Annotated in this window: 16 protein-coding genes; 5 read left to right on the top strand and 11 right to left on the bottom strand. The window is 67.5% G+C overall.

The features are described 5' to 3' along the window. Window positions 1-29 precede the first annotated feature (29 nt). On the bottom strand, window positions 30-452 hold the full coding sequence (locus IE243_RS09065; RefSeq protein WP_191319025.1) for a lysozyme inhibitor LprI family protein: 423 nt from the start codon (window positions 450-452) through the stop codon (window positions 30-32). A gap of 213 nt (window positions 453-665) precedes the next feature. Between IE243_RS09065 and IE243_RS09060 the strand changes: the two genes are divergently transcribed. After that, window positions 666-881 (top strand): hypothetical protein, encoded by a 216-nt coding sequence (locus IE243_RS09060; protein WP_132005787.1) that lies wholly within the window; start codon window positions 666-668, stop codon window positions 879-881. Window positions 882-924: 43 nt separating this feature from the next. Here IE243_RS09060 and IE243_RS09055 read toward each other — a convergent pair whose 3' ends face one another. The 10 genes from IE243_RS09055 to IE243_RS09010 all read right to left on the bottom strand — a co-directional run bounded on the left by IE243_RS09055 (window position 925) and on the right by IE243_RS09010 (window position 14,244). Continuing rightward, a complete protein-coding gene (locus IE243_RS09055) occupies window positions 925-1,281 on the bottom strand; it encodes a YARHG domain-containing protein (protein WP_191319024.1) in 357 nt (118 codons plus the stop codon). Between the two features lie 513 nt (window positions 1,282-1,794). Next, window positions 1,795-1,962 (bottom strand): 50S ribosomal protein L33, encoded by a 168-nt coding sequence (rpmG, locus tag IE243_RS09050; RefSeq protein ID WP_132005784.1) that lies wholly within the window; start codon window positions 1,960-1,962, stop codon window positions 1,795-1,797. 228 nt (window positions 1,963-2,190) lie between these two features. Continuing rightward, on the bottom strand, window positions 2,191-3,393 hold the full coding sequence (locus IE243_RS09045; RefSeq protein ID WP_244643001.1) for an MFS transporter: 1,203 nt from the start codon (window positions 3,391-3,393) through the stop codon (window positions 2,191-2,193). Next, entirely contained in the window at window positions 3,390-4,154 is a 765-nt protein-coding gene (locus tag IE243_RS09040) for an NUDIX hydrolase (RefSeq protein WP_244643000.1), read from the bottom strand. The genes IE243_RS09045 and IE243_RS09040 overlap by 4 nt, the downstream gene beginning before the upstream one ends. A 98-nt stretch (window positions 4,155-4,252) precedes the next feature. After that, a complete protein-coding gene (locus IE243_RS09035; protein ID WP_191319023.1) occupies window positions 4,253-4,711 on the bottom strand; it encodes a DUF983 domain-containing protein in 459 nt (152 codons plus the stop codon). 173 nt (window positions 4,712-4,884) lie between these two features. Further along, complete coding sequence (rnr, locus tag IE243_RS09030; RefSeq protein WP_244643008.1) at window positions 4,885-7,230, bottom strand: ribonuclease R; 2,346 nt, start codon at window positions 7,228-7,230, stop codon at window positions 4,885-4,887. Between the two features lie 378 nt (window positions 7,231-7,608). Beyond that, the gene (locus tag IE243_RS09025) at window positions 7,609-8,181 is read right to left on the bottom strand and encodes a hypothetical protein (RefSeq protein WP_191319022.1); all 573 of its coding nucleotides are present in this window, start codon (window positions 8,179-8,181) and stop codon (window positions 7,609-7,611) included. A gap of 80 nt (window positions 8,182-8,261) precedes the next feature. Further along, the gene (locus IE243_RS09020; RefSeq protein WP_191319021.1) at window positions 8,262-9,248 is read right to left on the bottom strand and encodes an ABC transporter substrate-binding protein; all 987 of its coding nucleotides are present in this window, start codon (window positions 9,246-9,248) and stop codon (window positions 8,262-8,264) included. 250 nt (window positions 9,249-9,498) lie between these two features. Continuing rightward, the gene (topA, locus tag IE243_RS09015; protein WP_191319020.1) at window positions 9,499-12,276 is read right to left on the bottom strand and encodes a type I DNA topoisomerase; all 2,778 of its coding nucleotides are present in this window, start codon (window positions 12,274-12,276) and stop codon (window positions 9,499-9,501) included. Between the two features lie 279 nt (window positions 12,277-12,555). Beyond that, window positions 12,556-14,244 carry an acyl-CoA dehydrogenase family protein gene (locus tag IE243_RS09010; protein WP_191319019.1) on the bottom strand — a complete coding sequence of 563 codons (1,689 nt, stop codon included), beginning with the start codon at window positions 14,242-14,244 and terminating at the stop codon, window positions 12,556-12,558. A 444-nt stretch (window positions 14,245-14,688) separates the two neighbouring features. Between IE243_RS09010 and IE243_RS09005 the strand changes: the two genes are divergently transcribed. The 4 genes from IE243_RS09005 (at window position 14,689) to dprA (ending at window position 19,107) form a co-directional block, all read left to right on the top strand. Beyond that, window positions 14,689-15,639, top strand: coding sequence for an aspartate carbamoyltransferase catalytic subunit (locus IE243_RS09005; RefSeq protein ID WP_191319018.1), 951 nt, complete (start codon window positions 14,689-14,691; stop codon window positions 15,637-15,639). Between the two features lie 84 nt (window positions 15,640-15,723). Further along, complete coding sequence (pyrC, locus tag IE243_RS09000; protein WP_244642998.1) at window positions 15,724-17,052, top strand: dihydroorotase; 1,329 nt, start codon at window positions 15,724-15,726, stop codon at window positions 17,050-17,052. Between the two features lie 57 nt (window positions 17,053-17,109). Further along, on the top strand, window positions 17,110-17,733 hold the full coding sequence (plsY, locus tag IE243_RS08995) for a glycerol-3-phosphate 1-O-acyltransferase PlsY (RefSeq protein WP_191319017.1): 624 nt from the start codon (window positions 17,110-17,112) through the stop codon (window positions 17,731-17,733). A gap of 39 nt (window positions 17,734-17,772) precedes the next feature. Further along, window positions 17,773-19,107 carry a DNA-processing protein DprA gene (gene dprA / locus IE243_RS08990; protein WP_191319016.1) on the top strand — a complete coding sequence of 445 codons (1,335 nt, stop codon included), beginning with the start codon at window positions 17,773-17,775 and terminating at the stop codon, window positions 19,105-19,107. Window positions 19,108-19,291: the final 184 nt, after the last annotated feature.

Genomic DNA, 19,291 nt, shown 5'->3' with positions numbered 1-19,291 from the left:
CCCGGCCGCTCTTTTTTCAGCACATGGTTTCAGTTCGGCGTGTAGCGTCGGGTCAGCTCATTGGCCCGTTGCAGCGTCAGGCTGAGCACGCAGGCCTGCTGCGCCGGAGTAGCCCCGCCGCCATTGCTCCATTCGGCTGCGATCAACCCGAACTTGCAATTTGCGTCGCGGAACGCCAGCCACGCCCGCTGGGACGCCAGCAGGTTGTCCCGCCACGCCGCCCGGTCGGCGGCGTTCAGGCTGGCGTTGTTCCCGACCGACGCCAGCGCTTTGCGCCAGGCGTCATTGAGCGCCGCGTCAGCCCCGGGCAGGGCCCTGGCCAGGCAGGCCTGCAATTCGCCGCCGCCGTAACGGTCGCAGGATGTGGCGGGCGCCCACTGCGCTGCCGCCGTCGGGACGCCGGCGGCCAGCAGGATGGCCGTGACGACGCCTGAACCCCATCTGATCCGCATCCGTGTTCTCCTGTTGCCCCTGCTGTCCAGCTCCTGTTTGCGATGCTTGCCCAGGATGGAAAACAGGCGCGATGCAAGCTGCGGGCGAAAGATCAATCACCTGTCCCGAATTGTCCCCGGGAGCCGGAGATTATCGTAATTCACGGTTAACCGGCCCATGGCGAAATGATGACGCGAACGCTTCGATTCGCGCGTATCACCCGGATGAGTATCATGGGCAATGTCGTACAGTTCCGCATGCGGCCGCGGTTCGAGAATCCTGTCATCGATAACGACGAGGACATCGATCTGATGACGGCGCTCGATGTGGCGATCCGCGATCTGCGCGACATTGCCGGAATGTGCGACAGGCCCGAAGCTCGCGAACAGGCCAACGCCTGCCTGAGCATGCTGGAGCGGGCCTATGCGGAGGCCGCCCAGGCCTGGTGAGCGCCGGCAGGAAGCCAGCGCGGCCGCAGGCCTGCGCGCCTGTTCAGGGCGTGCAGCCAAGGCCACGTTCAGCGGCGCGGATTTCGTTGATGCGCATCCGCTGCACATGACTGAGGGGGACGTCGGCCTCGTTGTCATACTGGCAGCCGGCGTTGCCGAAGGTTGTGATGGCGCGTCGGGTTTTGAAGCAATAGCCGGCGCCCTTGTAAATCTCGTTCCGCTCCATCCAGAGACCGGCGCAGGCGCCGCCCTGAACCGGGAGCGCCGGCGTGCGCGCCGCCGCCGAAATGGCCGGGTGGGCCGCCAGGCCATTGGCCGCCGCCAGGGCCGGGGCCAGCCACGCCGCCAGCGCCACGACCAGGCCAGGACGAAGGCCAGATTCCAGGCCCAACGTCGCCATTGGTTTCCCCTGCATCCTCATCCACGCTCCTCCATGCCTGTATTGGCCGCGTCGCCGCGCGCCTGATCCGGCCAGCCATGCCGGGGCCCGACGGCCGGGCAGGTTTACTGGATACGGCTTCGGCAGCCAGGCGGCGATGGGCGTCTGGCCGCATGGCGTTCACAATACGGCCAGCGGCGGCGGGATGATTCTGGCCGGATCCCGGCAAGCCTGCCTCAGCAGCAAGCCCGCCTCAGCAGCAAGTCTGCTCTGGCCGCGGCTGCCCAGCCGCTTCTTCGCTCCAACCGTCATGGCCGGACCTGTTCCGGCCATGACGCGGTGGTCGTGGCAGGGGGCGGCGGCGGGGCGGCGGCCAGGATGCGGGCGGAGAGGCGAGGCGGCTGACGATTGGCAAGGGCGGTCATGCCCAGCCAGCAATCACCGGCGCCCACAAAAAAACCGCCCATGGCGGGCGGTTTGTCGGCGACGCGGGAGCATCGCGGTGGGCGTCCGCAGGGGACGCCCGAAGCCGGATCACTTGATCTTGGCTTCCTTGAACTCGACGTGCTTGCGCGCAACCGGGTCGTACTTCTTGATCGCGAACTTGTCCGTCATGGTGCGGGTGTTCTTCTTGGTGACGTAGAAGTAACCGGTGTCAGCGGTGGACACGAGCTTGATCTTGATCGTAACGGCCTTGGCCATGGTCGAACCTCATCCGGCGGGCTCGATCCCGCGCCCGGCAATATAAAAAGGCCGGCGAAGCCCGGCCAGGAAGATGTGTGGGACATGCCGCATTGGCCGCTGCAAGTCAATACATATCGTATCGTTGCTGGCTTTGCATGGTGGCCCATTCGCAGTCCGGGCCGTCCAAATCCCTGTCATATGAGGCGTTTTTTCCGCCCGTGCCGGCAATGCGTTGTGCATTGTCGCTTATCCGCCGCGGCGCGTGGCGAGCCGGCCGATGGCGAAGACGGCGTAAAGGCCGAACAGTCCGGCGATCGCCACCGCGAATCCATGCGGGACAATGCGATCGAAGCCGAATCCCACCAGCGGCGGACCCAGCATCATGCCGAGATTGTACAGCACGATGAACGCTGCGTTGGCGCTGGCCAGATCGGCGCGGTCGGTAAATCGCGCGCCGAGGTGCGCCAGGCCGACCGTGTAGAGACCGCCGCCGACGCCGCCCCAGGCCAGCAGCAGGATTTCCAGCCCCCACGGAACCCGCGTCGCCAGCGGCATGCAGGCGGAGGCGACAAGCCCGAACAGGCCAATCAGCAACAGCAGCAGGCGCCGGTCCATGCGGTCGGAGATCAGGCCGATGGGGATTTGCAGCAGCATGCCGCCCAGGGCGACGAAGCTGACCAGGAACGCCGCTTGCTGCCCGGTGTAGCCAAGCCGCAGGCCATACAGGGGCAGCAGGCTGAAGCCGCCGGTTTCCACCGCGCCGAAGACGAAGGCGGCGAACGTGGCGAGCGGCGCCGCCAGAATGAAGAAGCCGACGGAGTGGCTCGAGCTGTGGTCAAGCTCCGGCGTGACGTCGCGGGCGTGCAGCAATGGCGCGAGCCCCAGCGCCATCAGCGCCGCGCCGGTAAGATAGGGGGCCCAGCCGGCGGTTCCGACCAGGCTCAGAATGAATGGCCCGGCGGCAAACCCCAGTGAGAGGAACGTGGCGTAGACACCCATCACCAGGCCGCGCCGGGAGGCGGGCGCGGCGGCGTTGATCCAGTACTCCGACAGCACGAACAGGGCGCCGAGCGCCGCGCTGTAGAAGAAGCGCAGCACGAACCAGGCCGGCAGCCAGGGCAGGGCGCGGAAGGCCAGCAGCGTCACGGCGGTGACGCCAATGGCGAGGGCGATCATGGCGCGCACGCCCAGCGCGGCGGCGAGGCGCGGCACGAAGGGCATCACCAGGATGCTGGCGAACCCCGCCATGGCGGTGTTGAGGCCGATCATGCCGCCGGAGGCGCCCATGCGCTCCATTTCCAGCGACAGCAGCGGAATCGACAGGCTGAGGCCGACGCCGATCAGCGAAACCAGCAAAATGGCGCTGGCGAGGGCGCGCAGATTGAGTGGCTCCGATGGCGGTTCGTCGGCGTCCGGCTTTGCGGGAATCGCTCCTGAAGTGCTTGTCACAGTTCCTCGCGCTGAAATCCGCCCCGCTTCGGATTGTAGAAGGGAACGGGCAGTTCATGATGAAAGCCGAGCGCCGTGCGCTGCTCCAGCTCCTTGAGCACCACCGTGGTGATGGAGGGCAGATCGAGCTGGCGCGCCTCCTCGATCTCCACCCAGACAAGCTCCGTCAGTTCGGTGTCGGCGGTGACGACGCCGTCGATGCGCTCGACGATCTGGCTGGCGTCAACCGCGAAGAACCGCGTGTCGAAGCGTTTGGGGCGTCCGGGCGGAGTGATGGCGCGGGCGATGAAGCGCAGCGGCTCCAGATCCGGCGTCACGCCATGGCCGGCGAAATCGCTCCACGGTCCCTGCGGCGTGCGCTTTGCCGGCGCATCAAGTTTGCGGCCGAGCAGCAGGCCGGTCTCCTCGAAGGTTTCGCGGATGGCGGCCAGCGCCAGGGCGCGGCCGCGCGACACGGCGGGGCGCACGGTGCGGGTCAGCAATTTCTCGCCAACCACCGGGTGAAGATCGTTCACCGGCGTCATGAAGCGGTCGTTGGTTTCGATGCGCCCACCCGGAAAGACGAATTTGCCGGGCATGAAGCGGTGCCCCGCGTGGCGACGACCCATCAGCACCTTCGGATGCGCGCCCGTGCGGTCGAGTATGATGAGGGTGGCGGCGTTGCGCGGCCGGATCGTCGGAAACACCGGCTCGTTGCGCTCGCTCTCCACCAGCATCTCCTCATCGGTCATTGCAGCGTTGCTCGCGGCGTTGGTTGTCATGGACGTTTCTCCCTTTATCCGGGCGCCGTTGATGCGGCGCCAGCGCAGCCTTTCATGCGGAGGCAGAGCCCCAGCCGTGGCTGCGTCTTCCGTTCTGTTCAGGTGTTGTGGCTGGCCGGGCGCGACGGCTGGCGGCTGTCCGCCAGATGGGCGCTGTCATCCTCGCCGCCGAAGCCGTGCATGCGATTGGCCCATTGCAGGCCGATGACGGCGCCCTTCACCGGCTGCATCAGCCACAGGCCGAGAATAATGGTCAGGGCCGGCCACAGGGTCATGTGCGCCCACACCGGCCATTCCATGTAGGTTTCGGTCAGCAGGATGCCGGTGCCAACGATATGGGCGACGATGGTGATGACCAGATAGGGCGGCAGATCGTCGGCGCGATGGTGGCTCAGTTCCTCGCCACAGGAGGGGCAAGCCGGATTGACCTTCAGGAACTTGCCGAAGATGCGGCCTTCGCCGCAGGCGGGGCAACGGCCCGACCAGCCGCGGCGCATGGCCGGCGCTGGCTCGCGGGGCGGATCGCCGGCATAAGGGGATTGCATTTTGTAGCCCATTGGTCACTCCCGCCGGCTTGTCGTTCGCACGCTGTCCGGAACCGTTGTAATCGCCGTTCCTGCCCGGGGAAAGGCCGGCCAGCGAGGGGCAGGACTGCGCGCGTCAGGGTGTGCGCCAATATTCCGGCGGCGCGGTTGCCCGATCTTCGCGCGAGGGGACGCCGGCGCACGCCTTATTGCGCGCGCGGCGCCCTGCTGCGCTCCAGCATGGCCCTCTTCGCTTTTTTCTGCTCGGCGAGGCGGCCTTTCAGCCCCTTCGGCGCCTTGCCGCCGGATTTGCCCTTGCCGTCCTTCTTCGCGCCAATCTTGCGGCCGGCGAGGCGCGAGCGCCCGCCGCCGCTGCGGCCCGTCAGCTCGAAGCGCAGGGCGCCGGCGATGGGCGCGGCTTCGGCCAGTCGCACCTCCACCTGGTCGCCGAGGCGCAGGGTGTCGCCGGTGCGGGAGCCGACCAGGGCGTGCAGCGATTCATCGTGCCGGTAGAACTCGTCGCCGATGGTGGCGGCCGGTACGAAGCCGTCGGCGCCGGTGTCGGCCAGGCGCACGAACAGGCCGGCGCGGGTGACGCCGGAGATCTGGCCCTGGAAGGTCGCGCCGATGGCGTCGGCCAGATGGTGGGCGATCAGCCGGTCGATGGTCTCGCGCTCGGCCGCCATGGCGCGGCGCTCGGCCACCGAGATCTGCGCGGCGATTTCGTTGAGCTGCGAGCGGGTGGTCGCTGCCGGCAGGCCGTCATGGCCCAGCTTGCAGACGGTGATCAGCGCCCGGTGAACGATCAGATCGGCGTAGCGGCGGATCGGCGAGGTGAAATGGGCGTAGCGGCGCAGGTTGAGGCCGAAGTGGCCGCAATTGTCGGCGGAATATTCCGCCTGGGCCTGGGAGCGCAGCACCACTTCGTTGATGAAGGTCTTGTGCCGCGTGCCCTCAACCTGGGCGAGGATGCGGTTGAACAACTCCGGTCGCACATTGCTGGTTTTCGGCAGCTTGATGCCGATGGAAGCCATGACTTCGCCAAGGCCGCGCATCTTTTCCAGCGAGGGTTCGTCGTGGATGCGGTAAAGCAGGGGCGAGCCAGCGCGCTCCAGGGTTTCCGCCGCGCAGACGTTCGCGAGAATCATGAACTCCTCGATCAGCCGGTGGGCGTCGAGGCGGGGCGGGATGATCACCCGGTCGAGCATGCCGTCGGCGTCAAGCAGCAGCTTGCGCTCCGGCAGGTCCAGCGCCAGCGGCGAGCGTTTGTCGCGCGCTTCGGCCAGCGCCGCGTACGCCGCCCACAGCGGTTTGAGCACTGGTTCCAGCAATGGGCCAGTGACGTCGTCGGGCAGGCCGTCGATGGCTGCTTGCGCCTGCTGGTAAGCCAGCTTCGCTGCCGAGCGCATCATCACCCGGTGCACCGAATGGCGCAGTTTGCGGCCGTGGGCGTCGATGACGATGCGCATGGCCAGCGACGGCCGGTCCTCGTGCGGACGCAACGAGCACAAATCGTTGGAGATGCGCTCCGGCAGCATCGGCACGACCCGGTCGGGAAAATAGACCGAATTGCCGCGTTCACGGGCCGTGCGGTCCAGCTCGCCGCCGGGGCGCACGTAAGCGGCGACGTCGGCGATGGCCACGGTGAGCACGAAGCCGTCGGGATTGTTGGGGTCCTCATCCACGGCGGCGTGCACGGCGTCGTCGTGGTCCTTGGCGTCCGCCGGATCGATGGTGATGAGCGGCAGTTCACGCCAGTCCTCGCGGCCGCTCATGCCCAGCGGGCGGGCCGTTTCCGCTTCGGCCAGCGCCGCCGGCGAGAAAACATGCGGAATGCCATGGGCGTAGATCGCCAGAAGGCTGACCGCCTTCTCCGACGACAGTGAGCCGAGGCGTTCGCGCACCCGGGCGTGCGGACGGGCGAAGCGGCCGATCTTCGACACGCTGACCGACACCAGATCGCCGTCCTTCGCCTCGCCCGCGTCGCCGGGGCGGATTTCCAGCGGCTCCTTGCCGAGGCTTTTCTTGTCGACGGGCTCGATCCAGCCGCCGCCCTCCGGCAGGGCGCGGAATACGCCCAGCGTCTGCGGATTGGCGCGGCCGATGATCTTGATGGGACGGCCGGTGTAAGCCGGGCCGCCTTCCGGCTCCGGCAGTTTTGAGACGCGGAGCAGGGCGCGGTCGCCGACGCCGGGCGTGGGCTGATGGCCCCTGGCCGGGCGGCGCGGCAGATTGATGATGATCTGCGGCGGCTCGTCGTCGCTGTTCCACTCAGCCGGACGGGCGATGAGTTCGCCGTCGGCGTCGCGGCCGGTGATGTCGGCCAGCACCACCGGCGGCAGCCCGGCGGCGTCGTGCAGGGCGCCGTGGCGACGGTTGATGAGACCGTCCTCCTCCAGCTCCTTCAGCAGCCTTTTCAGCCAGATGCGCTGGTCGCCGCTGATGCCGAAGGCCCGGGCGATATCGCGCTTGGCCACCTTCCCCGGGGCCGAATTGATGAAGGCGACGATGGCCTCGCGCGTCGGCAGCCCCGCCGGCGCGTCGCCATCCACTGTTTCCGTCAGGTTTTCGGGCAACGCCACAACCGCCGCAAGGCGCTGGGCGGCTTCCTTGCGGGCGGCGCGCGATCGGGTGGCGCGCGGCGCGGCGCGGGAGGAGGACGGGCGTTTGGAGCCGGGACGACGGGTCAAGACTTTTCCGGAGCTGGAGCATTTTCGGGAAAAGTGGGCCCACTTCTCGTGAAGAAAATGCGTCAATACAAAAAGCTGGCGGCGCGCCACGATGATCTGGCGGCCTCAAGGGGCGCTGTTCCACTGTGGCGCCTGCTCCAGCCCGGCGACAGGGCGGAAGGCGCGCCCAGGCGGCGCAGGCCCCTGTTTGCCATGAACCTGCGGCAAAAGCGAGACAGTCGGCTGGCGGCTCCGGCCGCCTCAGGCGCCGTCAGCTGGCGTTTCGCCTGGGCGCCCGGCGTGATGAATTGTGACCCGCGCCTCGGCGAGCCGGTGAAACAGTCGCTTGCGGCGCAAGATCGGCGTCCAGTCGTAGAGAAACATTTCGGCAGGGCGCCACAACACCACCCAGCCAATGATCACCAGGCTTTCGCTGATCACCCGCGCGAACGGGTTGTCGTAGTTTTGCGCCACCGTCCAGCTCAGGAGCATGAACAGGCCAAGCATCACGAAGCCAACGCACAGTGCGATCCGCCCATCCCGGAACAGGGTTTTCATGTCCCGTGCTTCGCCTGCCTCGCGAGCCCGGAACCAGCCGTTGATCGCCTGTTGCAGGTCGGAGTCGCGATGCCTGTCCAGATTGGCGGATTGCAGATGCACGATGATGCTGATCGGCTGGTCCTTCGGCAGAGTCTCCGCCCAGTCCAGAATGTACTGCTCGGCTTCAGGCGCCAGATCGCGTTCGCGGAAGGGAAACGGATCGAGTGTGTTGAAGAGCTGCGCGCTGTCCGCCAGCCGCAGTTCGATCGCGCCATTGTCGCCGGAATTTTCCATTTCACCCCCGAACGCCGCGGGGGCGACTTTGATCGTCCGCCAGCCCGCGCGGCAGTGGCGCCAGCCCTGCCACCGGCGCTTCAGGACTGGAATGAGACGTCGAGCAGGGGCGCGACGTCAATCTTTCTTTCAAAGACCCCGAAGGCCGTGGCCTGGTCGGCGGCCTGCTGCAATTCGGCGACCAGCGCGGCGTCGATCCGCGTGTTGCTGGCGCGGTTGACGTCAAAAGCCCGGAGCAGCACGTCCTCCGGCATTCCGGTGAGTTTGGAATTGTAGGCCGCGTAAGCAGGGATGTGGCCATTGACCCAGTCAATGCCCTTGCGCGCCCGGTCGCGGAAGGCGGCCAGTTGCTCGCGCTTTTTTTCGATGGCCGCCTGCGACGCCACCAGCAGCATGATCGACGGCGTCAGGCCCTGACCATCGCGCAGCACGCGGGCGTCGGCGCGCAGCAGGACCTGGGAGATGAACGGGTCCCAGATCGCCCAGGCGTCGATGCGGCCGCCGCTGAAGGCGGGCAACGCCTCTGGCGGAGCCATGAAGCGGATATTGACCTCCTTTGGATCGACGCCAGCCTCCTTCAGCGCCGCCTTGATCAGAAATTCGCCCCAGCCGCCCCGGGTGCCGGCGATGGTCCTGCCGCGCAGATCAGCAACGCTGCGGATGTTCGAGCCGTTGCGCACGACGATGGCCTGACCGGCCGGGGCGTTGCGCACGGCGGCGATGGCGCGGATCGGCGCGCCGTTGCCGAATACGGTGAGCACCGAGAAATCGCCGGTGTAGCCCACGTCCAGCGCGCCGGCGTTGATGGATTCGAGGATCGGCGCGGCGCTCTGGAATTCGCTCCAGCGCAGGTCGAAAGGCAGGTCGCCGCCATTGCCGGACGCCTCGATCAGCGAACGCAGGCCGCCTTTCTGATTGCCGATGTTGAGCTGGGCTCTGGCTTCCGCCCGCGCCAGTCCGCCCGGGGCGGAGAGGCCGGCGCCAAGGGCCAGCGCGCCCGGAACCAGACGCAGAAAGCCGCGACGGCTGGTGGCGATGGAAGGGAGAGTTGGGGGGAAATCAGGCAACGGGAACCTCCGGAGATGGTGGGCTCCCGTCAGTGGGCATGAGGCCCGTGTTCTGGTCAATTATATGAAATAAAAAGAAAAAATGATTTCATGCGCGGGCTGTCCAGCGGGCGAATGTGGTTGCCGGATGCGCCTGGCCGGTTGAATTTTCTCCGTCCGCCTGGAGGGACGGGAACCGGATGAATCGCCTGGCGGTCCCACGTTGGGCCCAGCGCATCTGGCGATGCGCTGGGCCCAACATGCCGCCGCGTCACGCGTCCCAGGGGGGCGTGTCGTCGCCTGCGTCGCCGGCCGGGGCCGACGCTTTCTTGACGGCGGTCTTTTTGGTCGTGGTTTTGGCCGTCGTCGTGGTTTTTTTGGCCGCCGCCTTTTTGGCGGCGGGCTTTTTCGCGGGGGCGGCGTCGTCGCCTTCGGAGTCCGCGGCGGCCTTTTTCGCGGTCTTCGCCGCCGGTTTGGCCGTGGCCGATTTGCTGGTTTTGGTTGCGGTCTTGCGCGCCGGCTTCTTGCCGCCGCCAGCTTCGCGCTTCTTTTTCAGCAGTTCGACGGCTTCATCGAACGTCACCGCTTCCTGGGTCATGGTCCGGGGCAGGGTGGCGTTGGTGGTTCCGTCGGTGACATAGGGGCCGTAGCGGCCTGCCTTGACGACGATTGGCTTGCTGCTTTCCGGATCGGTTCCCAGTTCACGGCCCGGATCCGCCGCGCCGCCGCGCCGGCCGCCGCCCTGCTCCTTGGCGATGATCAGGTCGATGGCCCGGTTGCCGCCGATCTCCAGCACGTCGTCGTCGCGTCCGATGTTGGCGTAGACCTTGCCGTGCTGGACATAGGGACCGAAGCGGCCGATGCCGGCGAGGATCGGCTCGCCGGTTTCAGGATGCTTCGCCACCTCGCGCGGCAGCGACAGCAGCGCCAGGGCCTTTTCCAGATCGACCGAGCCCGGACTGGTTCCCTTGGGCAGGCTCTGGCGTTTCGGCTTCTCGCCTTCGCCAAGCTGGGCGTAGGCGCCGAAGCGGCCATCGCGGATGGTCACTTCCAGGCCCGTGGCCGGATCGGTTCCGAGGCTGCGCACGCCGGGGCGGCCCTCGTCGCCGCCGCCTTCCTGGTCCGCGCCCTGCGCCAGCTGACGGGTGTAGCGGCATTCCGGATAATTCGAGCAGCCGATAAACGAGCCGAAGCGGCCGAGCTTCAGCGACAGCTGGCCGGTTCCGCACGACGGGCAGACGCGCGGATCGATGCCATCTTCCCGTTTCGGGAAGATGTGCGGCCCCAGATATTCATTGAGGGCGTCGATTACCTCGGTGGTGCGCAGGCCCTTGGCGCCGTCGATGGCGACGATGAAATCACGCCAGAAATCGTTGAGCACCGCCTTCCAGTCGATCTCGTGGTTGGAGACGCGGTCGAGCTGCTCCTCCAGATCGGCGGTGAAATCATATTCCACATAGCGGCGGAAGAAGTTTTCCAGGAAGGCGACGACGATGCGGCCGCGATCGTCCGGAACGAGGCGCTTCTTGTCGATGCGCACATAGTCGCGATCCTTCAGCACCTGCAGCACCGAGGCGTAGGTGGAAGGGCGGCCGATGCCGAGCTCTTCCATGCGCTTGACGAGGCTGGCCTCGGAATAGCGCGGCGGCGGCTCGGTGAAGTGCTGGCTGGCGTCGATCGCGCGTTTCTTCAGGGCCTCGCCCTGGCTCATCGGCGGCAGGCGGCGGTTGTCGTCGTCGTCGTCGCCGTCGTCGCGGCCTTCCTGATACAGCTTCAGGAAGCCGTCGAACTTCACCACCTGACCGGTGGCGCGCAACTCAAGGTTACGGCCGCCGGCTTTCGCGGCGATATCGACGGTGGTGCGCTCCAGCAGCGCCGATTCCATCTGGCTGGCGATGGTGCGGGTCCAGACCAGCTCATAGAGGCGGGCCTGTTCGGCGTCGACATAACGAGCCACCTCAGACGGCTTGCGGCTGAGATCGGTCGGGCGGATGGCTTCGTGCGCCTCCTGGGCGTTCTTGGCCTTGGCTGAATATTTGCGCGGGGCCGACGGCACGTAGCTGTCGCCATACATCTGGCCGATGACCTTGCGGGTCTGGGCAATGGCCTCCGGGGCCATGTCGACGCCGTCGGTTCGCATATAGGTGATGAGGCCGACGGTCTCGCCGCCGATTTCCACGCCTTCATACAGCTTCTGGGCGGCGCGCATGGTGGCGGCCGGGGCGAGGCCGAGCTTGCGCGAGGCCTCCTGCTGCAGGGTCGAGGTGGTGAAGGGCGGCCATGGATGGCGCTTCGCCGGCTTCGCCTCCACCGAGGCGACGGTGAACTGCGCCTTTTCCAGATCGGCCTTGAACGCCTCCGCTTCCGCGCCGGAGCCAATGTCGAGGCGGGTGATCTTCTTGCCGTCGGCGCCGACCAGACGGGCTTCGAACGGCGCGTCCTTCGCCGTCGACAGATGGGCGACGAGCGACCAGTACTCGCGGCTGACGAAAGTTTCGATCTCGCGCTCGCGGTCACAGACGAGACGCAGGGCCACGGACTGCACGCGGCCGGCCGAACGGGCGCCCGGCAACTTGCGCCACAGCACCGGCGACAGGTTGAAGCCGACCAGATAATCGAGGGCGCGACGGGCGAGGTAGGCGTCGACCAGCGCCTGGTCGATGGCGCGCGGCGCCGCCATGGCCGCCTGGATGGAATCGCGGGTGATGGCGTTGAAGGTCACGCGCTCCACGTCCACGCCCTTCAGGACCTTTTTCTGGTTCAGGGCTTCCAGCACGTGCCAGGAAATGGCCTCGCCCTCGCGATCCGGGTCGGTGGCGAGAATGAGCTTGTCGGCGCCCTTCACCGCTTTGGCGATGTCTGACAGGCGCTTGGCGCCGCGGTCCTCCAGCTCCCACACCATGGCGAAGTCGTGCTCGGGATCGACCGAGCCGTCTTTCGCCGGCAGGTCGCGAATATGGCCGAACGACGCCAGGACCTCATAGTCCTTGCCCAGATATTTGTTGATTGTCTTCGCTTTCGCCGGAGACTCGACGACGACGACTTTCATGGGCTGCCACTGTCCATTGCGGTGAGGGGGCCAGGGGACGGAACCGCGCGGGGCGGGCCGGCTCACTGGCGTGAACACGCCTGAACGGCGGCGAGCCATTCACAGACGCGGGCGGAATATGGGGGTCGCGCTGCTGTCCGGCAAATATCGATAACAGGCCAGACAGCGACGGACACGGTCTCAGGGTCCGGATGAATGGGTCAAAGCCGGCGACCTGTCAAATCGCCGGCATCGCCGCGCCTGAGCCGGAGCGTGGGTTTTGCGGGCTCTGGCGCGCTGTCAGATCAGCGGCAGGGCCCGTTCCAGCAGCCTGGGGGCGAGATCGCCGACGTCATTGGCGCCGTAGATGCGGCGCGGCGTCGCCAGACGGGTGCGCGCCCACGCCTCGGCGACGGCGGCTGGGGCCGAACGGCGCAGGGCGGCGGCGGCGGCCAGACCGGCGAGCCGGTCGGCGGCGAAACGGGCCCGCCATTCCGGATTGTCGCCGCGCAGGGCGTCGCCCAGGTCTTTCGCCGCCTCGGCCACGCCCGGCATGCCTCTGGCCTCCTCGGCCAGCTGGCTGGCGACGGCGACCATTTCATCCGCTTCGCGGCTGGCGGCGCGCAACACATCCAGCGCCATGACATTGCCGGAGCCTTCCCAGATGGCGTTCAGCGGCGCCTCGCGATAGAGGCGGGCCATTGCGCCGTCCTCCACGTAGCCATTGCCGCCGAGGCACTCCAGCGCCTCGTAGATAAAGCCGGGCGCTGTCTTGCAGACGAAAAATTTGGCGGCTGGCGTCACCACGCGGGCGAACGTCGCTTCAGCCGGAATGGCGCCGCTGGCGTCGAAACTGGCGGCGAGCCGCAGGGTGAGGGCGGTCATCGCCTCCATCTCCAGCGCCAGATCGGCCAGCACCAGGGTCATGGCCGGCTGGTCCACCAGCTTCTTGCCGAAAGCCATGCGATGGCGGGCATGGTGGATCGCCTGGGCCAGAGCCATGCGCATCAGGCCGTTGGAGCCGCTGACGCAGTCCAGCCGGGTGTATTGCACCATGTCGATGATGGTGCGGACGCCGCGCCCCTCCTCGCCCAGCCGCCAGCCGAAGGCCGCGACGAACTCCACCTCCGACGAGGCGTTGGAGCGGTTGCCCAGCTTGTCCTTGAGCCGCTGGAAGCGCAGGCCGTTGACCGAGCCATCCGGGCGGAAGCGCGGAACGAGGAAGCAGGTGAGGCCGCCGGGCGCCTGGGCGAGCACCAGGAAGGCGTCGCACATGGGCGCCGACATGAACCATTTGTGGCCGGTGATCTCGTATTCGTCGTCCTGAACCGGCGCGGCCGTGGTGGTGTTGGCGCGGACGTCGGTACCGCCCTGTTTCTCGGTCATACCCATGCCGATATTGACGCCGCGCTTTTCCCAGAAGGGCAGGAAGCGCGGATCGTACTGGCGGGAGCGCACGAATGGCAGCCACTGGCTGAGACGCTCCGGCGCCACGGCGAGGCTGGCGAGGGAGGCGTGGGTCATGGTCAACGGGCAGACGTGGCCAGCCTCAACGCCCGAAATGACGCTCAGCCGGGCCGCGCGGGCCACATGGCCGCGACCCTGCAGGCTGTTCGCGCCGGGGATGCTTTTGCCAGGGCCATTTTTGCCGCCGCCGTCGCTCATCCGGTCCCAGGTGGAGGCGTGCAGGCCAGCCTCCATGCTGGCCGCCATCAGCGCGTGATAGGCGGGATGAAACTCCACCTGATCGGCGCGCTCGCCCCGGGCGTTGTGGGTGCGCAGCTTCGGCGGATTCTCGTTGGCGAGACGGCCAAGCTCGAACCGCTCCGCCGCGCCCCATGCCTCGCCGAAGGACAGCAGGCCTTCCTGCACCGGGTCGACGCCATTGGCGGTCAGGGCGTCGAGCAGCGGCTGGTCGAGCGTCACCAGATTGACGTCGACGAAGGGCGGGGTCTGGTTGAAAACCCGGTGCGTATCATATGCCGACATGCAATGCCCCTTGCCCCCCTTCAGCCGGCTCCGGCTGAGCGTCATTCGCGTATTTTTTATAAAGCATAATGTGGCGCGGGCCGGGCGCAAGATGAATGGGAGCGAAGCCGGATGAGAACAAAGAAGGGGCCTGGTCCTGGAGGCCGGAAGGTCGCGGGCGTCCGGGGCGCGTCCAGAGAACCATCCTGAAAACCTGGCGGGCCGAATTCCATGTGGATGGCCGGGGAGCGGCTTCTGCGCGCGGGCGGCCCTGCGGGACGTGCTGACGGCGGCGGTTGACGGCGCCGGCATGCAGCGGAAATGATGCGCCGTCCCGGATGGGTTGCTCCCGCCAGCCGTTCCGGATCGGCGCCGGCTTCTCGCCGCCTCTCTTGCACCCCTCTTGCCCGGGTTCTCCCGGTTTCTTGCGGACGATCCCGATTCCCCATATAGGCGGGCCCCAGCATGAGCGCCTCCCCAATCCTCCCGGCATTTCCGCATCGTCACCTGCTCGGCATCGAAGGGCTGACGGCGGCCGAACTGACCACGCTTCTCGACATGGCCGACGAGGCCGTGGCGGTGAGTCGCCAGGTCGAGAAAAAACGCGCGACCCTGCGGGGCCGCACGCAGATCAATCTGTTTTTCGAGCCCTCGACGCGGACCCAGTCGTCATTCGAGATTGCCGGCAAGCGTCTTGGCGCCGACGTCATGAACATGTCGGTGGCCTCCTCGTCGGTGAAGAAGGGCGAGACCCTGATCGACACCGCGATGACCCTCAACGCCATGCGGCCGGACATCATTATTGTCCGCCACGCCCAGGCGGGCGCGGTGCAGCTGCTGTCACAAAAGGTGGCGTGTTCGGTGGTCAATGCGGGCGACGGCGCCCACGAGCATCCGACCCAGGCATTGCTCGACGCCCTGACCATCCGGCGCAACAAGGGGCGGATCGAGGGCCTGATCGTGGCGGTGTGCGGCGACATCCTTCATTCGCGCGTCGCCCGCTCGAATATCCTCGCGCTGCAATGCCTTGGCGCCCGGGTGCGCTGCGTGGCGCCGACGACGCTGCTGCCGCCGGCGATCGAACGCTTTGGCGTCGAGGTGCACACGGACATGAAGTCGGGCCTGAAGGACGCGGACATTGTCATGATGCTGCGCCTGCAGCGCGAGCGGATGAGCGGCTCCTTCATTCCCTCCAGCAAGGAATATTTTCGCTATTGGGGGCTGGATGAGGAAAAGCTGGCCTGCGCCAGACCTGACGCGCTGGTGATGCATCCCGGGCCGATGAACCGCGGCGTCGAGATTTCCAGCGAGGTCGCCGACGGCGGCCAGTCCCTGATCCGGGAACAGGTGGAAATGGGCGTCGCCGTGCGCATGGCGGTGCTCGAGGCCGTGGCGCAACATCTGCCGGACTATTGACCGGCGCTGCATCGCAAACAGACCAGCTTCACCAAGGTGGCCAGGAGTCTCCTGACGACCAACCGGCTGAGGACCAACCAGCAGATGACCAACCCGCTGATGACCAACCCGCTGATGAGCAGCCGGACGCACCTCCGGGCGCTCATCAACGCCGACCTGCTCGATCCGGCCACCGGCCGCCGGCAGCGCGGCGCCGTGCTGATCCGTGACGGGCTGATCGCCGAGGTGGTTCGCGGCGCGTTGCCGGCGGCGCCGGAAGGGGCTGAGGTCGTCGACTGTCAGGGCGCGCTGGTCGCGCCGGGCGTCGTTGACATGCGCGCCTTTCTCGGCGAGCCGGGCGCCGAATATCGCGAGACCCTCAAAACCGCCAGCCGCGCCGCCGCGGTCGGGGGAATCACCACCCTGGTGTCGACGCCGGAGACCAACCCGCCGGTGGACAACGCCGCGACGGTGGACTTCATCCGCCGCCGGGCGCGCGACAACGCCATCGTCCACGTGGCCCCCGCCGCTGCGCTGACGCGCGGCCTTGAGGGGCAGGAACTGGCCGAATACGGTTTGCTGCTGGAGGCCGGCGCCGTGGCCTTCACCGACGGCGCGCGCTCGATCGCCAACGCCCGCGTCATGCAGCGGGCCATGGCCTATGCGCGCAATTTCGACGCGCTGGTGATGCATCACGCCGAAGACGCCGATCTCACTGGCGACGGCGTCGCCACGCCGGGCGAACTGGCCAGCCGCATGGGGCTGACGGCCGCGCCGCGCGAGGCCGAAACCATCATGCTGGAGCGCGACCTGCGTCTGGTGCGGATGACCGGCGGGCGCTACCACGCCGCCATGATCACCCACGCCCAGTCGGTGGAGCTCATCCGCCAGGCCAAGGACGAGGGCCTGCCGGTGACCTGCGGCGTCTCGATCAATCACCTGGCGTTGAACGAGCACGACATCAGCGGCTACCGCACCTTCTTCAAGGTGAAGCCGCCGCTACGTCCCGAAGAGGACCGGCTGGCGCTGCTTGAGGCGCTCGAAGACGGGGTGATCGACGTCATCGTTTCCGATCACAATCCCCAGGACGTGGAGGCCAAGCGCCTGCCGTTCGGCGAGGCGGCGGCCGGGGCCATCGGTCTGGAGACGTTGTTGCCGGTGGCGTTGCGGCTGGCCAACGCCGGTTCCGTCAGCCTGGCCCGTGTTCTCGACGCGTTGACAGCGCGGCCGGCGGGATTGCTCGGCCTGGCGTGCGGCCGGCTGGCGAAGGACACGGCGGCGGACCTGATCGTGGTCGACACGGACAGCGCCTGGGTTTACGAGCGCGAGGCGATCCGGTCACGGTCGAAGAACTCGCCGTTCGAAGGCGGCCGCATGGAAGGCCAGGTGTTGCGCACCCTGGTCAGCGGCGTTGACGTTCACGTCGCCGGCTGACCCAGCCCCCATATTCGCAGCATGGCGCCGGTCGCGCCCAAAGCCCGGGAGATCGGGATGAACGCATGGCTCGATGGCGCTCCGGTGGGCGCGCATGGCTGGCAACTGGCGGCGGCGGCGCTGGCGGTTGGCTATCTGCTCGGCTCCATTCCGTTCGGCATGATTTTCACCCGGCTGTTCGGGGCGGGCGATCTGCGCAAGATCGGCTCCGGCAACATTGGCGCCACCAATGTGCTTCGCACCGGCCGCAAGGGTCTGGCGGCCGCGACGTTGCTCTGCGATGCGCTGAAAGGCACGCTGGCGGTGCTGCTGGCGGCGCCGTTCGGCTTGCTGCCGGCGCTGGCGGCGGCGTTGGGCGCCTTTCTGGGGCATCTGTTTCCGGTCTGGCTGAAGTTTCGCGGCGGCAAGGGCGTCGCCACCTTCCTCGGCTGCCTGATCGGACTCGAGCCGCTGGCCGCGCTCGCCTTCGCCGTCGTCTGGCTGGCGGTCGCTTTCACCACCCGATATTCCTCCCTGGCCGCACTGGCGGCGGCGGCGGCGGCGCCTGTCGTGCTGTTCCTGCTTGGCGCGCCGGCGACGGCGTGGCTGTTTATTCTTCTTGCGTTATTGTTGTGGCAGCGTCACCATGAAAATATCAGCAGGTTGATGAGCGGCAAGGAGAGCCGGATTGGCGGCAAATAACGCCTGTCATATCTTTGTCAGTACTTCGCGGCGCTTGTAATGGCGTCGCGGCCTCGCCTGCTTGACGATCAGACGCGATTTGACTGGCTGCGATTGCTGCGAACGGACGGCGTCGGGCCCCGAACTTTCCTCAAACTGTTTTCCAGATATGGCAGCGCTGGCGCGGCGCTGGCGGCCTTGCCGTCGCTGGCCGCCCGTAGCGGCCGGATGATCACGCCGCCGCATCCTGATGTGATCGCGCGGGAACTGGATGCGGCGGAACGGATGGGCGTGCGGTTCGTTGCCCGTGGTGAGGCCGGCTATCCACCGGCCCTTCGGGCTATCGACAGCGCGCCGCCGCTGCTGGCGATCCGTGGCCAGGCCGCTGTGCTGGACCTGCCTTGCGTGGCCATTGTCGGGTCGCGCAACGCCTCGGCGAGCGGCATGCGCTTTGCCGGGGCGCTGGCGGGTGAGATCGGCGGCGCCGGTTATGGGGTGGTGTCCGGCCTGGCCCGCGGCGTCGATGCGCGCGCCCATGCGGCGAGCCTGCTCACCGGCACGGTGGCGGTGCTGGCGGGCGGTCATGATCGCATCTATCCGCGCGAGCACGCCGAATTGCTGGACGCCATTCTGGAGCGGGGCGCTGTGGTCAGCGAGATGCCCATGGGCTGGACGCCGCGTGGCCGGGATTTTCCCCGGCGCAATCGCATCGTGTCCGGGATCTCCCTGGGCGTGGTGGTGGTCGAGGCGGCGCTCCGCTCTGGCTCGCTGATCACCGCGCGATTCGCGGCCGAGCAGGGGCGGGAGGTGTTCGCCGTTCCGGGGTCGCCGCTGGACCCACGCGCCGCCGGAACCAACGGGCTGCTGCGCGACGGGGCCACGATCTGTTGCGCCGCCGCTGACGTGATCGAGGCGCTGGCGCCCATGCGTGGTCGCGATCTCGCGGCGGACGGCGCGGGCCTGCTGGAAACGCCGGCGGATATCGAAAGCCCGCTTTGGGAAGAGTTTGACGCGGATATTCTCGACGATGGCCCGGGCGACGGTTTCGATGGCAACTTGGGCAGGGCGGCGGCGACTACTCATCGGGCCGCGTCGGCGCCGCTGTCATGGGCGTTCGAGGAAGGCCAGGCGCCATTCGACCTCCAGCCGGAAGGCGCGTCAGACCTGTTCGACAGCACTGGGGATTCGTTTTCAGCCGATCCGGATCAGGTCGCTCCGGCGGCCGCCATCGCCAGGCTGCTCGGACCATCGCCGCTAACGGTGGATGATCTGATTCACTTGTCGGGCCTCAGCGCCAGTGAGGTGAATGTGGCTCTGGTCGAGCTCGATCTTGAAGGCCGGCTTGAACGACATGGCGCCCAGGCTGTTTCGCTGGCGGTTGCCGGGGCCTCCTGAGCGTTTCCAGGCGACGCTGACGCCGTCCTGCGCGAGGGGCCATCGACACGGGCCCGGGCGGTGATGACGTCAGGTCGTGATCGAGTGACCAGGGGGCGGGGATTTCCCGGCAGATGACGCCGTGTCGCGAAACCGGGCGCGTCATGTCAAACGGAGATCTTGTACGTCCGGGCCGGCGCGGCAG

The organism is Camelimonas fluminis (assembly GCF_014656355.1).
Lineage (GTDB): Bacteria > Pseudomonadota > Alphaproteobacteria > Rhizobiales > Beijerinckiaceae > Camelimonas > Camelimonas fluminis.
The sequence above is the reverse complement of the archived record's forward strand: the minus strand, read 5'-3'. Positions and strand labels throughout refer to the sequence as shown.

Coding starts and splice junctions, on each gene's coding strand:
- topA (WP_191319020.1), bottom strand. CDS start 12,276: ATGAAAGTCGTCGTCGTCGAGTCTCCGGCGAAAGCGAAGACAATCAAC.
- pyrC (WP_244642998.1), top strand. CDS start 15,724: ATGACCAACCCGCTGATGACCAACCCGCTGATGAGCAGCCGGACGCAC.
- IE243_RS09005 (WP_191319018.1), top strand. CDS start 14,689: ATGAGCGCCTCCCCAATCCTCCCGGCATTTCCGCATCGTCACCTGCTC.
- IE243_RS09035 (WP_191319023.1), bottom strand. CDS start 4,711: ATGGGCTACAAAATGCAATCCCCTTATGCCGGCGATCCGCCCCGCGAG.
- rpmG (WP_132005784.1), bottom strand. CDS start 1,962: ATGGCCAAGGCCGTTACGATCAAGATCAAGCTCGTGTCCACCGCTGAC.
- IE243_RS09040 (WP_244643000.1), bottom strand. CDS start 4,154: ATGACAACCAACGCCGCGAGCAACGCTGCAATGACCGATGAGGAGATG.
- IE243_RS09060 (WP_132005787.1), top strand. CDS start 666: ATGGGCAATGTCGTACAGTTCCGCATGCGGCCGCGGTTCGAGAATCCT.
- IE243_RS09055 (WP_191319024.1), bottom strand. CDS start 1,281: ATGGCGACGTTGGGCCTGGAATCTGGCCTTCGTCCTGGCCTGGTCGTG.
- dprA (WP_191319016.1), top strand. CDS start 17,773: ATGGCGTCGCGGCCTCGCCTGCTTGACGATCAGACGCGATTTGACTGG.
- IE243_RS09010 (WP_191319019.1), bottom strand. CDS start 14,244: ATGTCGGCATATGATACGCACCGGGTTTTCAACCAGACCCCGCCCTTC.
- IE243_RS09065 (WP_191319025.1), bottom strand. CDS start 452: ATGCGGATCAGATGGGGTTCAGGCGTCGTCACGGCCATCCTGCTGGCC.
- plsY (WP_191319017.1), top strand. CDS start 17,110: ATGAACGCATGGCTCGATGGCGCTCCGGTGGGCGCGCATGGCTGGCAA.
- IE243_RS09025 (WP_191319022.1), bottom strand. CDS start 8,181: ATGGAAAATTCCGGCGACAATGGCGCGATCGAACTGCGGCTGGCGGAC.